The sequence below is a fragment of the Pseudomonas taetrolens genome (assembly GCF_900475285.1).
Classification (GTDB): domain Bacteria; phylum Pseudomonadota; class Gammaproteobacteria; order Pseudomonadales; family Pseudomonadaceae; genus Aquipseudomonas; species Aquipseudomonas taetrolens.
The window spans coordinates 3,714,414-3,730,094 of sequence record NZ_LS483370.1; the positions used below are offsets into that span (position 1 = coordinate 3,714,414).

A 15,681-nucleotide genomic window follows, 5' to 3' on the forward strand; every position below is an offset into this window, starting at 1 on the left:
ACTTTCAAGAAAGGCAGGGTTCGCTGCGCAACCCTTCGCAGCCTGTGGCAGCGGCTACATGGTCTGTATTTACAGCCCCACGACATCCTCGGCCTGCAACCCCTTGTCACCCGTGACCTGGGTGTATTCAACCTGCTGGCCTTCAGCCAGGGTGCGATGACCTTCACCGCGAATGGCGCGGTAATGCACAAACACATCCCTGCCTTCTTCACACTGAATGAAACCGTAGCCTTTGGCGTCGTTGAACCACTTCACACTGCCTGTTACGCGCGTTGTCATGAATCATTTCCCCCTTTTTATTATTGAACGGGCTCGCTTATTGGCCCTTTAAGGTCTTTCGCTCTAACCTGACGTTTCAGAACATGTCTTACATAGTCTGGCGAAAGAGTCCCCGAGTATAAGTCAGCCCCAAAAACACTCAATCAATATTAGTTCGCCGCTTTTTTGCCGATTTTCCGGAGATACTGCACACTACGGGCTCGAGTAAACACTCGTTTTAATCCACTAACGCAGAAGCCGTATGACCCGCTCCCCATTTCGTCGCCTTGTGTTTGGCGCCCTGCGTCGCTTGCTGTACCTGTGGGTGCGCTCTGAGACGATCAATCAATCGTCCTTGAGCCTGAACCTGGATCGAAGCCGACCTGTGTTCTACGTCCTGCAATCGCCCTCCATGACCGAACTGGCCGTGATTGACGCCGAGTGCACCAAGGTCGGCCTGCCCCGCCCCGTGCTTCCGGTATCGGTAGGGGACATGATCGAACCTGCCGCCTTTTTCTACCTGACTCCCGAACCCGACTGGCTTGGCCGTCAGGACAAGCGCGGCGCACCGCCGACCTTGACCCGACTGGTAGACCGGCTGGCCAGCAACCCGGGTGAAGATGCACAGATCATCCCGGTCAGCGTATTTTGGGGGCAGTCTCCCGACAGCGAATCCAGCCCCTGGAAGTTGTTGTTTGCCGACAGCTGGGCGGTCACCGGGCGTTTGCGTCGCTTGCTGCGCATTTTGATTCTGGGACGCAAGACCCGGGTGCAGTTTTCGGCCCCGATCCATTTACGCGAGCTGCTTGATCACAACAAAGGCCACGAACGCACCGTGCGCATGGCTCAGCGTATTTTGCGGGTGCACTTCCGCAACCTGAAAACAGCTGTCATCGGCCCCGACCTCTCGCACCGTCGTAACCTGGTCAAAGGGCTGGTCAAGGAGCCCGCAGTTCGCCAGGCGATCCTCGATGAAGCCGAGCGCGAGAACATCTCGCCCGAAAAAGCCAAGGCTCAGGCGCTGCGCTATGCCAATGAAATTGCCTCGGACTACACCTACACTGCCATCCGTTTTTTTGAAGTGGTGTTGAGCTGGTTCTGGAACAAGATTTACGACGGGGTCAAGGTCAACCATGTCGAAGGCGTACAAAACGTTGCCCAGGGTCACGAGATCATCTACGTCCCCTGCCACCGCAGCCATATCGATTACCTGCTGCTGTCCTACCTGCTGTTTCGCAATGGCCTGACGCCACCGCACGTCGCTGCGGGGATCAACCTCAACATGCCGCTCATAGGCCGCCTGCTGCGTCGCGGCGGCGCCTTTTTCATGCGCCGTACCTTCAAGGGCAACCCGCTGTACACCTCGGTGTTCAATGAGTACATGCATACCCTGTTCAGCAAAGGCTTCCCGGTGGAGTACTTCGTCGAAGGCGGCCGCTCGCGCACCGGGCGCATGTTGCAACCCAAAACCGGGATGCTGGCCATCACCTTGCGCAGCTTCTTGCGCTCATCGCGCATGCCCATCGTCTTTGTGCCGGTCTACATCGGTTATGAGCGTGTACTCGAAGGGCGCACCTACCTCGGCGAGCTGCGCGGAGCGAACAAGAAAAAAGAATCCATTTTCGATATTTTCAAAGTCATCGGTGCACTCAAGCAGCGCTTTGGCCAGGTCGCAGTGAACTTTGGAGAGCCGATCAAACTCGCCGAATTCCTCGACCAGGAACAGCCCGACTGGCGTCAGCAGCCACTGGCTCCGCTGTACCGTCCCGAGTGGCTGACCGCCACAACCAATCGCCTGGCTGAGAAAGTTGCCCAGCACCTGAACGAAGCGGCTGCGATCAACCCGGTCAATCTGGTCGCGCTGGCGCTGTTGTCGACCAGCAAGCTGGCTCTGGACGATCGGGCCATGGCCCGCGTGCTGGATCTGTATCTGGCCTTGTTACGCCGTGTGCCTTACTCGCCCCATACCACCTTGCCGGAAGGCGACGGGCGAGCACTGATCGAGTACGTGAAGGGCATGGACCTGCTCTCCGAGCAAAGTGATGCGCTGGGCAAGATCCTGTATCTGGATGAACAGAACGCCGTTTTGATGACCTATTACCGCAATAACGTACTGCACATTTTTGCGTTACCTGCATTGCTGGCCAGCTTCTTCCAGAGCGCCTCGCGCATGACCCGCGAACAAATCCTGCGCTACACCCACGCGCTCTACCCTTACCTGCAATCGGAACTGTTCATCCGCTGGTCACAGGAGGAGCTGGACGGCGTGGTCGACCAATGGCTTGAGGCCTTTGTCGAACAAGGTTTGTTGCGCGTCGAGAATGAGGTGTACCTGCGCCCGGCACCCAGCTCGCGGCACTTTGTATTGCTGACGCTGCTGTCGAAGAGCATCGCGCAAACCCTGCAACGCTTCTACATGGCCACTTCGTTGCTGCTCAACAGCGGGCAGGACACGTTAAGCGCCGAAGAGCTGGAAGACCTGTGCACCATGATGGCCCAGCGCCTGTCGATCCTGCATGGGCTCAATGCGCCTGAGTTCTTCGACAAGAGCCTGTTCCGCCACTTTATCCAGACGCTGCTTGAACAAGGCGTGTTGCGCCGGGATGCCAACGGCAAGTTGAGCTACAACGAAGTGCTGGGCGAGCTGGCCGAAGGTGTGGCCAAACGCGTGCTGCCGGCCGAGATTCGTTTGTCGATCCGTCAGGTGGCCCTGCACCGCAGTGAAGACGCGGCAGACCAAACCCCGCTCTCGCTGGAGAAAACACCCTAACTCAGTACGCACGTCCGCCGGATGTATCTGGCGGACGTGCCGATCCACTCATCGCATTGCTTTGATGCGAGCCTTACGGAGTCTTCTATGAAAAAAGTCCTTCTACTCAGCCTGACCACTCTGCTCGGAGCCTGCAGTGCGATGACCTCCACCCCGCAAGCGACCCTCGACGGCGAAGTGTTTTACCTGCAGCGGATCGCCCTGCCCCCTACCGCTACGCTGGAAGTGAGTTTGCAGGATGTGTCGCTGGCTGATGCTCCGGCTGTGACCCTGGCCAAGCAAAGCGGGCAAATCAAGGGGCAGGTGCCGTTGCCGTTTCACCTGACCTATGACCCTGCCGAGGTAAAGCCCGGGCACACCTACGCAGTGAGTGCACGGATCGAACAGGACGGGAAATTGCTGTTTGTGACCACCGAGCGCAACACAGTTGATCTCGATGCAAAGTACCTGCGCCCCCTGCAGATACGAGTCGACCAGGTTCGGTAATGTAATCCCGGGCAGCATTCAGTTTCCCCTCCCGCCAGGAGAGGAAACTGAACCCGGGTGATTAAACCTTCTTCACCTTGAACCACGCCGCGTACAGCGCCGGCAAGAACAGCAGGGTCAGAGCGGTCGCCACAATCAACCCGCCCATGATGGCGACGGCCATCGGCCCGAAAAACACACTGCGTGACAGCGGGATCATCGCCAGCACCGCCGCCAGCGCGGTCAGCACGATCGGGCGGAAGCGTCGAACGGTCGCCTCGATAATTGCCTGCCAGGGGGCCAGCCCTGCCGCTTTGTCCTGCTCGATCTGATCCACCAGGATCACCGAGTTGCGCATGATCATCCCGGACAAGGCAATGGTGCCCAGCATGGCCACAAAGCCAAAGGGTTGACCGAACACCAGCAAGAACAGCGTGACACCGATCAAGCCCAGCGGTGCGGTCAAAAACACCATCGCCATGCGCGAGAAACTGCGCAACTGCACCATCAACAGAGTCAGTACCACCACGATAAACAGCGGCACTCCGGCCTTGACCGAGTCTTGCCCACGCGCTGAGTCCTCTACGGTCCCCCCCACATCCAGCAGATAACCTTCGGGCAATTCGGCCCGCACCCCTTCGAGTGTCGGCAGAATCTGTTGCACCAGAGTGGCCGGTTGGTCCTTGCCATAAATATCGGCGCGCACCGTCACGTTGGGCAGGCGATCGCGGTGCCAGATGATGCCTTCTTCAAAGCCATATTCCAGTGTCGCAATCTGCGACAGGGCTACGCTTTGACCATGATCGGTCGGCACCGCAAGACTCGGCAGCCGTGCCAGTTCGGTGCGCTCACGCGGCGTGCCACGCAACAGGATTTCAATCAGTTCGTTGTCTTCGCGATACTGGCTGACCGTGGACCCCAGCAAGGTGCCCTGCAGAAAGCGCGAAAGGTTCGCCGTGCTCACACCCAAGGCCCGCGCACGGTCCTGATCGATGTTGAGGTACACCACTTTGCTCGGCTCTTCCCAGTCAAGGTGCACGTTCACCACGTGAGGGTTTTCCCGTACCTTGGCTGCCACCTTGCGGGCCAGCGCCCGTACTTCGTCGATGTGCTCGCCGGTGACCCGGAACTGCACCGGATAGCCTACGGGCGGACCGTTTTCCAGGCGTGTCACCCGTGAACGAATCGTCGGAAATTGCTGGTTAAGGGTTTCAATCAGCCAGGTGCGCAGATTTTCGCGATCCTCGATGGTCTTGGCCAGCACCACAAACTGGGCAAAGCTGGCGGCCGGCAATTGCTGGTCCAGCGGCAAGTAATAACGCGGTGAGCCGGTTCCGGCATAGGCCACATAATTGACGATACCCGGATGATCCTTGAGCAACCCCTCAAGCCGTTTGACCTGCTCAGTGGTGTTGCTCAGCGAAGCGCCTTCCGCCAATTTCAAATCGACCATCAACTCCAGACGGCTCGATGCCGGGAAGAACTGTTGCGGGACAAACTTGAACAGCACCACCGATCCCAAGAACAGCAGCACCGTCAGCGCAATCACGGTTTTACGCCGGCGCACGCACCATTCCACCAGTCGCCGTACTCGCTGATAGAACGGTGTGGCGTACGGGTCAGGAACACCCGACGCCGTACCGTGCCGGGCAGCATGTTTTTTCGCCAGATCAGGCAACAGCAAGGCCCCCAGATACGGCACAAACAGCACCGCTGCGACCCACGACGCCAGCAAGGCAATGGTGACCACCTGAAATATGGAGCGGGTGTACTCACCCGTGCTCGACTGGGCCATGGCAATCGGCAGAAAGCCCGCCGCCGTGATCAAGGTACCGGTGAGCATCGGGAATGCGGTGCTGGTCCAGGCAAAGCTCGCGGCCTTGAGCCGGTCGTAGCCCTGCTCCATTTTGATCGCCATCATTTCCACGGCGATGATGGCATCGTCCACCAACAAGCCTAACGCCAGTACCAGCGCGCCCAGCGAGATTTTGTGCAGGCCGATCCCCAGGTAATGCATGGCGGCAAAGGTCATCGCCAGCACCAGCGGAATGGTCAATGCCACCACCATGCCGGTACGTACCCCAAGCGAGAAAAAACTCACCAGCAGTACAATCACCAGCGCCTCTACCAACACCGTCACAAACTCACCGACGCTGGTTTTCACCGCGGCGGGCTGATCCGACACCTTGCTTAATTGCATGCCGGCCGGGAGGTTCTTTTGCAGGCGGGCAAACTCGCCTTCCAGTGCCTTGCCCAACACCAGAATGTCGCCGCCGTCTTTCATGGCCACCGCCAGGCCAATGGCGTCCTGGCCCATAAAGCGCATGCGCGGCTCGGGGGGATCATTAAAGCCGCGACGCACATCCGCCACATCGCGGATACGGAACGTGCGCTCGTCTACTCGAATCGGAAAGTTTTCAATTTCTTCGACCGTTTTGAAGTGGCCGCTGACCCGCAACTGCACACGCTCGGTCGGGGTTTCAAAGAAACCTGCGGTAGAGACCGCGTTCTGTTCTTCCAGCGCTTTCTGAACCGCTTCCAGCGGCAATCCCAGGGTCGCGAGCTTGAGATTGGACAGTTCGATCCAGACTTTTTCGTCTTGCAGGCCCAGCAGTTCGACCTTGCCGACATCCTTGACCCGCTGCAGCTGGATCTGGATGCGGTCAGCGTAGTCTTTGAGCACTGCGTAGTCGTAGCCCTCACCACTCAGGCTGTAGATATTGCCAAAGGTGGTGCCGAACTCGTCGTTGAAAAACGGTCCTTGGACCCCCGCGGGCAATGTATGCCGAATGTCGCTGATTTTTTTGCGCACCTGATACCACAGTTCCGGCACCTCCCCGGAGTGCATCGAGTCACGGGCCATGAAGGTCACCATCGACTCACCCGGACGCGAATAGGACACGATGCGTTCGTATTCGCCCGTCTCCATCAGCTTTTTCTCGATGCGCTCAGTGACCTGGCGCGAGACTTCCTCAGCCGTGGCACCCGGCCACAAGGTTCGGATCACCATGGCCTTGAAGGTGAACGGTGGATCTTCGCTTTGCCCCAGCTTGGTATAGGAAAGCCCGCCGACAATCGCCAGCAACAGCATCAGGAACAGTACGATCTGGCGATTGCGCAACGCCCAGGCAGAAAGGTTAAAACCCATCGGGATCACTCCTTCGCCGCAACGTTGATCGTGCGGTTGGAACGGTCGACCGGTCGCACCTCCTGCCCCGCATGCAGTACATGAACGCCCGCCGCAACGATCCAGTCATCAGCCTTGAGACCTTCCAGCACCGGCACGCTTTTCTCGCCAAAAGGGCCAATCCGTACCGGCACTTGCTCAAGCGTGTTGCCAGCGCTGACGCGCCAGACATAGGGCGCACCGTTTTCCGCACCCAAGGCCGACAGCGGCACGGTCAAGGCGCTGGCTGCGTCGTTCTGGATAAACACCCGGGCACTTTGACCCAGCTCGGCAGGCACTTTACCTGCGGTGAAGGCGATTCGAGCAGCGAACGTCCGCGACTTTGGATCGGCAGAAGGCGACAGCTCACGAATCCGTCCGCTGAAGCGCTGATCAGGCTGCGACCACAGCTCGACTGATACCGGCAGGCCAATCCTGAAGCGGCTGAACGAGTGCTCCGGCAGACTGATCAACACCTCACGCTCACCATCAGCCGCCAGGGTGAACACGGTTTGCCCTGCGGACACGACTTGCCCAACGTCCACCTGACGCTGGGCTATCACGCCATCCTGAGGGGCGCGCAATACCGCATAGCTTGCCTGATTGCTTGCCACATCCTGTTCGGCCTTGAGCTGCTTTAACTTGGCCTCGCCTGCCCGGTAGAGATTTTCAGCATTATCGAACTGCGAACGGCTGACCATCTGCCGATCAAGCAGGATTTTGTAACGGTCACGCTCAGTCCGCACCAGGGTCAGGTTGGCCTGCCCTGCGGCAACCTGGGCGCGGATTGCGTCCAGTTGCAGGCGCACGTCTTGTGGGTCCAGCTCGGCCAGAGGTTGATTGGCCTTGACCCGCTCCCCCTCGTCGACCAGACGCCGGGTAACTTTGCCGCCAATACGAAACGCCAGTTGCGGGTCGAAACGCGCCCGCACTTCACCGGGATAGCTTTGGCTCGCCAGTGCCGAAGGCTGTGGCTGCACCACCATCGCCGGACTGATGCTGGTGTGGACGGGCTCTTCATGCCCGCATGCAGACAACAGTAAAGCCAGACAGACAGGCACAGCGCGGGGCAAGGCATGGCGCAACATGGTGACGACCTTTCGCTAATGAGGCTTGGAATATTTATACTGGCCGGCATGTTATTAATACTAAACTCACCAGTCCAGTAATAAACGGAAATGTCTGATCAACCTTTAATCCCCAATGCTCCCGGTCGCCCCAAAGACATGGCAAAACGCCAGGCGATACTTGATGCCGCCAAAACCCTGTTTTTGAGCAAGGGCTACGCCAACACCAGCATGGATGCGGTTGCAGGATTGGCGGGCGTGTCAAAACTGACGGTCTACAGCCACTTCAACGACAAGGAAGCACTGTTTTCGTCGGCGGTGATGGCCACCTGTGAAAGCCAACTGCCCGGGCTGCTGTTTTCACTGCCGGCGGACCAGCCCATCGAAGACGTTTTACTGAGAATCGCCCGGGGCTTTCATGCACTCATCAACAGCGAAGAATCACTGAACCTGCATCGGCTGATGGTGGCTTTTGGCAGTCAGGACCCTAAGCTTTCGCAGATTTTCTTTGAAGCGGGACCCGAGCGGGTGGTGCGGGAGATGGAGCAACTGCTGAGAAAGATTGATCTGAGCAGCGCCCTGCAGATTGAAGATCCGCACTACGCAGCCGAACACTTCTTTTGCATGCTCAAGGGCGCGCCTAATTTTCGTCTGCTGTATGGCTGTGGCGAACGGCTGAACAGTGAAGACAGCGAAGCCCATGTACAGGAAGTGGTGCAGGTCTTTATGCGGGCGTATCGCCCATAGCCTGCGTAGGCGCGAACTTGCTCGCGCCTGCCGGTTGGCGCAGGCCTAGGGCTTCAAGGCTTTCTTCGGGTAAATGTCGTAACGGCTCGACTTGCCTTCGAGCCCGTGGCTCGGCTTGGGCCCTGCAATACACGGGGCCTTGCGCGGACGTTTGACCACCACGCGGTGGGTGGCCAGCGCCAGCGCAGCTTCAAGCAAGGCCGGCGCGTCATTGTCATCGCCCACCAGGGGCCGGAACACGCGCATTTCCTTCTTCACCAGGGCAGTTTTCTCACGATGCGGGAACATCGGGTCAAGGTAGATCACCTGTGGCGGCTCGCCTTCCCAATGACGCATCACCTCGATCGAATTGCCTTTAAGCAAGTGCATGCGCAACACAATAGGCGCCACGTGCGGATCATTCAGGCCACGGGCCAGGCCGTCTTCCAGCAATGCGGCGATCAACGGCTGACGCTCGACCAGGCTCATCTCGCAGCCCAGGCTCGCCAGCACAAACGCGTCCTTGCCCAGCCCTGCTGTTGCGTCCAGTACCCGCGGGCGCACGCCTTGTTGAATGCCAACAGCCTTGGCAATCATTTGCCCGCTGCCGCCACCATACAAGCGCCGGTGAGCCGCGCCACCCTCGACAAAATCCACTCGCACCGGGCCAGGTGCATCCGGGCCCAACTGTTGCAACTGCACACCCTGGGCAGACACCTGCAATGCGAACTCGGCGTCTGCCACGTCCAGAGGCAAGCCCAGGCGCTCAGCCCATTGCTCGGCCAAGGCCTGGTAAGCCTCGTCCAACGCCTCGACCTTGATACGACAGCCTGCTGCTTGCTCAATCATCTAAAACACGCTCAAAAATTTAATGATCGGCAAAGGCTGCCGATAAATGAAATATCCGGCATTTTGCCAGAGCTGGGCGCCAACCGAGAGCTATGTCAGACATTCATTCCACATCCCTGGGCTTTATTGCGCCGATTGGCGACTTTGGCCGGCACAATTCGCAAGTCACGGGCAGCGTTAATCACCTGTGGCGAGACTTGTACGCCCGGGCATTGACCGAGCAGCCCGGGAATGAAACGTTCGCGCATCTGCACGCCGAACTATCGACAGACGATGAGACGGTGGAACCACAAGGTGGCCATCAGCTGCTAAGCACCCTCACCACCCAACGTCATTGCGAGATTCTGGACACCGAACTGCGCCCGCCTGAAGCGTTGTTTCTGCCCATTGCCGAATTTGAAACAGACTTGCTGCCGCCGCCAGCCCAGCCCTTCCCGCCTGAAATCATTGCCGAGCAACAACAGCTGCAGGACTACAACACCAGTTGGGTGCGCCCGCTGGTAATGGCACAAGGGCACCCGCCACCGGAGCCAGGTCCGGCATCGGAACCCCGGGCGCTGCATCTGCCGATTGCTGAATTTGAACTGGAGTTGCTCGACAAGCCCGCCGTGCCCTTCGACGCACTGGCGCTGGTCGAACAGCAACGGGCAATGGACTTCGACCTGAACTGGGCAAGGCCGCTGATCGTCAATAACCTGCGTCTCGCCGCTTAAAGCAGCCCCAATTGCTCGGTGGTCTGGGCCTGATATAGCTCGGGCAAAACGGGCAGGCCCGGCAACCGCTCACTCAACTGCTGATGAAAACGCCGCGCCAGTTCGGGTGCCCGATGGTTGTCGGGTGTGTGCAAAAACACGTAGGGCGTGCGCCCCTCTTCGATCCAGCCCGCGACTTTTTCGATCCAGGGCCGCAAATAGGTGTCATTGGCTTCCAGCTCGGGCCGGCCAATAAAGCGCACTTGCGGAAATGCGGTGAAGGCGGCCGGACGCGGCGGAACCTTCGGTTTTTTCGATTGCGCGTGGAGCACCGCCGGGTCGGTTGACGTGCAGCTGAACAAGGCCCGTGGATCGAGGCAAATGCGCTCGACCCCGCGATCCATCAACACACGATTGAGCAACCGTTCGGCATCCCCCTTGGCGAAGAAGTCGGGGTGGCGGACTTCGACCGCCAACGGTCGCTGCAGCGTGTCTATGAAGCTCACCAGCTCGGCCAGGCGCTGAGGCCCGAAGCTTGCCGGGAGTTGCAGCCACAGAGGGGCGACACGCGCTCCCAGGGGCTGCAACAGCTGCACAAAGTCTTCTGCGGCCTGGGCCTGCTCGCGTAAATCACCGCCATGGCTGATATCGCGGGCAAACTTGGCGGTAAACCTGAAATGCTCGGGCATGCTCTGTGCCCAACGCTCAACCGTGCTCGCTGCGGGTCGGGCATAGAACGTGGTATTGCCCTCGACGGCGTTGAACACTTGCGCATAGAGCCCGAGAAACTCGGTGGTCCGTGCGTTCTGCGGGTACAAGCCCTCGCGCCAGGCGTTTTCACTCCAGGACGGACAACCCAGGTAATAAGGGAGAGGTGAATCAGTCATGGCTCAAATGTACAGGTCCAGGCTCAACACCTCTACGTCCCAATCGACGAAACCCGCAGTCGTGAGGTAGCTGGTCAGCGCGTTGGCCACGTTTCTGTTCATGGCACGCTGGAAGATCATGTCTTGCTGACGAACCGGCAACGGGCTGATGCGTTCTGGCGACGTGCGTGCCGTGGCAGAGCCGGGAGCCTGCTCGAACACAAGGTCATTGTCCTCCACCGAGTCATCGATCAGCGCCGAGTCTTTACGCGGCTTGCGCTTGATGGGGTAGGACTGTGAGGAAAAGCCGTCTATACGCATGACTGCAGGCTCGTGGGCGATAAAAGCAAGTGTAGCCGCTGGCGAAGGTAACCCGGTAATTCACCGAAATTTACGCCTGACCCCAGCACAAGTTTCGTAGCCGCTGCAGAAGGCTGCGTCCAATCAAGGGCGGGCTTTGGGTGTGGCGACCTTGTCCCGCAGGTACACCGGCTGTGCCAGATCCGCCGCAATAGCTTCGCCGCGTGCCCAGGCAAAGCGCGCCAGGGTCAGCAAATCTTCGGCATGGGGCAACATGCCGGCGTCTTGCGCATACGGTTTCACACTCAAGCGCTCTGCGTAGCCCCAGCCGGTGCCAGCACCGAACCAGTCACCGCTGGCACCGTCGGGCAAACCTGCCGCCTCGGGCGCCAAGACAGCCTCGCCCCCACCAGGCACATCTCGCCCGCCTGTTCGCGGTAGCAGCCCCAATACACTTCGTCCATGCGTGCATCGATGGCTGAGGCCACCTGAGTGGCCCCATGCTCGCGATGGGCGCGCTGGGCCAGCACAGCCAGGTTCGAAATCGGCAGCACCGGGCGGTCCAGTGCAAAGGCCAGGCCTTGCACCACACCGATGGCAATCCGCACACCGGTAAAGGCGCCTGGCCCGCGACCGAAGGCAATGGCCTCGACAGCCGACAACTCGACACCCGCCTCGGCCAGCAGATCCTTGATCATTGGCAACAGCTTTTGCGCGTGCAGGCGCGGGATTACCTCGTAGTGGCTCGTGACCTTGCCGTCATGCAGCAGGGCAACAGAGCAAGCTTCAGTCGCGGTATCCAGGGCCAGCAAGGTGCTCATCAGTGTTCCCGTCAGAATCAAAAGTGGAAAAAGTGCAGCAGTATAAACAACAACAGCCCGCAAGCGGGCTGTTGTAACAGAGCAAAACCGACTTATCAGCTCAGTGCTTCAAGGACCTTGCCGGTAATCGCTTCAACCGAGCCAACGCCCGCGATGTGGCTGTACTTCGGCTTGCCTTGGGTCTCTGCCAGGTTTTGGTAGAAGGCAACCAGAGGCTTGGTTTGCGAATGGTAAACCGACAGGCGATGACGAACGGTTTCTTCGGTGTCGTCCTTGCGCTGTACCAGGGCGTCGCCGGTCACATCGTCTTTACCTTCAGCCTTTGGCGGGTTGTAGACGGTGTGGTAAACACGGCCGGAGGCTTCGTGTACACGACGGCCGGCAATGCGCTGAACGATTTCTTCATCATCAACCGCGATTTCAATCACGTGATCCAGCTCGACACCGGCTTTTACCAGGGCTTCAGCCTGTGGAATGGTGCGCGGGAAACCGTCGAACAGGAAACCGTTCTTGCAGTCGTCCTGGCTGATGCGTTCTTTGACCAGGTTGATGATCAGGTCATCGGATACCAGGCCACCGCTGTCCATGACGCTCTTGGCGATCAGGCCCAGCTCGGTGCCGGCCTTGACGGCTGCGCGCAACATGTCGCCTGTGGAGATTTGCGGGATGCCAAATTTTTCAGTGATGAACTTTGCCTGAGTACCTTTACCGGCCCCGGGAGCTCCCAGCAGAATTACGCGCATCGATGTGCTCCTCAAATTTTTTATTTAAATGACAACAGACTCGCCTCTTTGGGCCAATCTCAAAATCGGATTATGGCCGCCCAAACGGCCAAGGGCTGATCAAGATACACAGCCCGCCGACCCCACACAAGCCGGCAAAAGTCTGAATAATCACCTGTAAACCGGCCTGTGCGGCCGGGTGTCACAGGTCCCTACCGTACTGAAATGTGTCGCGCCCGCACAGAGGTCGGCATGAAATCTGCACCTTCTCCTGGCCCCCTGGCGCGACCGATTGCCCGTCTTATGCCTTAGCCAGTGTTGCGCAGGCCTGCCGCAATCCCGGCCACAGTCACCAGCAACGCTTGTTCCAGAGGGCTGTCCTGAGTCGCTTGCTGGCGCCGGGAACGCGCCAGGAGCTCCGCTTGCAATAGATGAAGAGGATCAAGGTAAGTATTGCGCAACCGGATGAACTCCAGGGTATCGGGGCTGTGCGCCATCAGTTGCGACTGCCCGGTCAAGCCCAGCACCACCGCACACGCCTGCGACAATAAGTCGCGCAGATGCACGCCCAGTGGCAGCAGTTCGGGAGCCACCAAACGCTCATCGTAGAGTCTGGCGATGTCGACGTCGGCCTTGGCCAGCACCATCTCCAGCATGTCGATTCGGGTACGGAAAAACGGCCACTGTTCACGCATCTGCGCCAGCATCTGGCCTTCCCCTCGCTCCAGTGCGTTGTTCAACGCCGTTTCCCAGCCAAGCCAGGCAGGCAGCATCAGGCGAGTCTGGGTCCAGCCAAAAATCCACGGGATCGCCCGCAGGCTTTCAATCCCGCCCGCCCGGCGTTTGGCCGGGCGGCTGCCCAGCGGCAAGCGGCCCAGTTCCTGCTCCGGTGTGGACTGACGGAAATACTCCACGAATTGTGGGTTATCACGCACTACCGCACGGTAAGCCTTGACCCCGTCATCAGCCAGTTCGTCCATCAGCACCCGCCAGCCCGGCTCAGGCAAAGGCGGTGGCAACAAGGTGGCTTCGAGTACGGCAGCCAGATACAGGTTGAGGTTTTGCTCGGCGATATCCGGTAGGCCAAATTTGAAGCGAATCATCTCGCCCTGTTCCGTCGTGCGGAAGCGCCCTGCTACCGATCCCGGAGGCTGCGACAGGATCGCCGCGTGGGCCGGGCCACCGCCGCGGCCGACCGTGCCACCACGGCCGTGGAACAACAACAGTTCGACCTCTTGCTCACGGCAGATATTGACCAGGGTTTCCTGGGCCCGGTACTGGGCCCAGGCCGCTGCCGTCGTGCCCGCATCCTTGGCGGAATCGGAGTAGCCGATCATGACCTCCTGCGGGCCATGCAAGCGTGCTCGGTACCCCGGCAACAGCAGCAAGCGTTCGATCACCGGCCCCGCCTGATCGAGGTCAGCCAGGGTTTCAAACAGCGGGACTACGCGCATTGGACGCTCAAGCCCGGCCTCTTTAAGCAGCAACTGCACCGCCAGCACATCCGAGGCTGCACCCGCCATGGAGATCACATACGAGCCCAGCGACGCCCCCGGCGCAGCCGCTACTTCACGGCAGGTGGCCAGAACTTCGGCAGTGTCGGCAGCCGGTTTGAAGTAGCCCGGCAACAAGGGTCGGCGGTTGGCCAGTTCACGGGTGAGAAAGGTCAGCCTCGCCTCTTCGTCCCACTCCTCATAGCGACCCAGTCCCAGATAATCGGTGATCTCAGTCATGGCCGAGGTATGCCGCGCCGCGTCCTGACGCACGTCCAGCCGCACCAGGAACAGCCCGAAGGTCACCGCCCGGCGCAAGCAATCCAGCAACGGCCCCTCGGCAATCACCCCCATGCCGCAGGCATGCAATGACTCATAGCACAGCTGCAATGGCGCCAGCAGGTCGCGATTGTCCTGCAGTACGTCGTCGGGCGCCGCCCGGGGACTGTTCAAGGCACTATGCGCCCAGTTGCGAGTCGCTCGCAGACGCTCACGCAATTGCTTGAGCACGGCACGATACGGCTCAGAATGCTCCCCCGCCACCGCAAGCAACGCCGGTGTGGCCTGCTGCATCGACAAGTCAGCGGCCAGTTTATCGATATCACGCAGGTATAAATCGGCGGCCATCCAGCGCGCCAGAAGCAGGACTTCACGGGTGACAGGGGCCGTCACATTCGGGTTGCCGTCGCGGTCGCCGCCCATCCAGGATGCAAAGCGAATGGGGGCGGCCTCGAGCGGCAAATGCAAACCTGTGGCAGCGTGCAGCGCCTGATCGGCCTTGCGCAACATGTGCGGTACTGCCTGCCAGAGCGAATGCTCAATGACGGCAAATCCCCATTTGGCTTCATCCACCGGTGTGGGGCGTGTGCGGCGGATTTCTTCGGTGTGCCACGCTTCAGCGATCAACCGCTGCAGGCGTTGTTCAATTTGGGATTTTTCGGCTAGGGTCAGGTCACGGTGGTCCTGCGCAGCCAGTTGCTCGGCGATCGCATCGTACTTTTGAATCAATGTACGGCGGGTCACTTCAGTGGGGTGCGCAGTCAACACCAGTTCAATATCGAGACGGCTGATTTGTCGCGCCAGCGATTCGGCGTCGTGCCCTTCGGCCAGCAGCCGCGTCAGCAGCGTGGGCAATACCAGCGCTTCAAAGGGCTCCGGCTGCTGGTCATCACGCCGGTGAATCAATTGATACTGCTCGGCGATATTGGCCAGGTTCAAAAACTGGTTGAAAGCCCGTGCCACCGGCAACACTTCATCATCGCTGAGCGCATCCAGAATCGCGCTCAATTCCTCGCCCGTTGTCCCCCGCCGGTCGTCTTTGGCCCCTTGGCGGATACGCTCGATCTTGGCGAGAAAGGCTTCGCCGTATTGGTCACGAATGGTATTACCCAACAGCTCACCCAGCAGGTGAACATCATCGCGCAAGCGTGCATCAATATCGGTCATTAGCGTTTCCTCCAGTCGTTTGGGGATGGCTCGTGCCCCA

12 protein-coding genes and 1 pseudogene are annotated in these 15,681 nt (G+C 59.5%); 4 read left to right on the plus strand and 9 right to left on the minus strand.

Features of this window, described 5'->3' with window-relative positions:
- Positions 1-69: 69 nt before the first annotated feature.
- A complete protein-coding gene (locus DQN55_RS17165) occupies positions 70-279 on the minus strand; it encodes a cold-shock protein (RefSeq protein ID WP_048378837.1) in 210 nt (69 codons plus the stop codon).
- A 241-nt stretch (positions 280-520) separates the two neighbouring features.
- Here DQN55_RS17165 and plsB point away from each other — a divergent pair, with 241 nt between their 5' ends.
- Both plsB and DQN55_RS17175 read left to right on the plus strand, forming a co-directional pair.
- Positions 521-3,028 (plus strand): glycerol-3-phosphate 1-O-acyltransferase PlsB, encoded by a 2,508-nt coding sequence (gene plsB, locus DQN55_RS17170; RefSeq protein WP_048378834.1) that lies wholly within the window; start codon positions 521-523, stop codon positions 3,026-3,028.
- Between the two features lie 87 nt (positions 3,029-3,115).
- Positions 3,116-3,514 carry a YbaY family lipoprotein gene (locus DQN55_RS17175; protein ID WP_048378832.1) on the plus strand — a complete coding sequence of 133 codons (399 nt, stop codon included), beginning with the start codon at positions 3,116-3,118 and terminating at the stop codon, positions 3,512-3,514.
- 61 nt (positions 3,515-3,575) lie between these two features.
- On the opposite strand, the gene DQN55_RS17180 is transcribed toward DQN55_RS17175, so the two are convergent.
- Together DQN55_RS17180 and DQN55_RS17185 are read right to left on the minus strand one after the other, a co-directional pair.
- Complete coding sequence (locus DQN55_RS17180) at positions 3,576-6,641, minus strand: efflux RND transporter permease subunit (RefSeq protein ID WP_048378830.1); 3,066 nt, start codon at positions 6,639-6,641, stop codon at positions 3,576-3,578.
- A 5-nt stretch (positions 6,642-6,646) separates the two neighbouring features.
- On the minus strand, positions 6,647-7,747 hold the full coding sequence (locus DQN55_RS17185) for an efflux RND transporter periplasmic adaptor subunit (protein WP_048378829.1): 1,101 nt from the start codon (positions 7,745-7,747) through the stop codon (positions 6,647-6,649).
- A 90-nt stretch (positions 7,748-7,837) separates the two neighbouring features.
- Here DQN55_RS17185 and DQN55_RS17190 point away from each other — a divergent pair, with 90 nt between their 5' ends.
- Entirely contained in the window at positions 7,838-8,473 is a 636-nt protein-coding gene (locus DQN55_RS17190; RefSeq protein WP_048378824.1) for a TetR/AcrR family transcriptional regulator, read from the plus strand.
- A gap of 45 nt (positions 8,474-8,518) precedes the next feature.
- On the opposite strand, the gene DQN55_RS17195 is transcribed toward DQN55_RS17190, so the two are convergent.
- Positions 8,519-9,301 carry a class I SAM-dependent methyltransferase gene (locus DQN55_RS17195; RefSeq protein WP_048378822.1) on the minus strand — a complete coding sequence of 261 codons (783 nt, stop codon included), beginning with the start codon at positions 9,299-9,301 and terminating at the stop codon, positions 8,519-8,521.
- Between the two features lie 92 nt (positions 9,302-9,393).
- Between DQN55_RS17195 and DQN55_RS17200 the strand changes: the two genes are divergently transcribed.
- Complete coding sequence (locus tag DQN55_RS17200) at positions 9,394-10,014, plus strand: hypothetical protein (RefSeq protein WP_048378820.1); 621 nt, start codon at positions 9,394-9,396, stop codon at positions 10,012-10,014.
- On the opposite strand, the gene DQN55_RS17205 is transcribed toward DQN55_RS17200, so the two are convergent.
- From DQN55_RS17205 to ppc, 5 genes and pseudogenes are all read right to left on the minus strand, one after another.
- Positions 10,011-10,880: a DUF72 domain-containing protein gene (locus tag DQN55_RS17205; protein ID WP_048378817.1), complete on the minus strand. Its 870-nt coding sequence runs from the start codon at positions 10,878-10,880 to the stop codon at positions 10,011-10,013. The two genes, DQN55_RS17200 and DQN55_RS17205, sit on opposite strands and share 4 nt — an antisense overlap.
- A 3-nt stretch (positions 10,881-10,883) precedes the next feature.
- Entirely contained in the window at positions 10,884-11,180 is a 297-nt protein-coding gene (locus tag DQN55_RS17210; protein ID WP_048378816.1) for a hypothetical protein, read from the minus strand.
- A gap of 123 nt (positions 11,181-11,303) precedes the next feature.
- A pseudogene (tsaB, locus tag DQN55_RS17215) lies at positions 11,304-11,980 on the minus strand (tRNA (adenosine(37)-N6)-threonylcarbamoyltransferase complex dimerization subunit type 1 TsaB).
- Positions 11,981-12,075: 95 nt separating this feature from the next.
- Entirely contained in the window at positions 12,076-12,723 is a 648-nt protein-coding gene (adk, locus tag DQN55_RS17220) for an adenylate kinase (protein ID WP_048378811.1), read from the minus strand.
- A gap of 287 nt (positions 12,724-13,010) precedes the next feature.
- Positions 13,011-15,641, minus strand: a complete 2,631-nt coding sequence (ppc, locus tag DQN55_RS17225; RefSeq protein ID WP_048378809.1) for a phosphoenolpyruvate carboxylase — start codon at positions 15,639-15,641, stop codon at positions 13,011-13,013.
- Positions 15,642-15,681 lie beyond the last annotated feature (40 nt).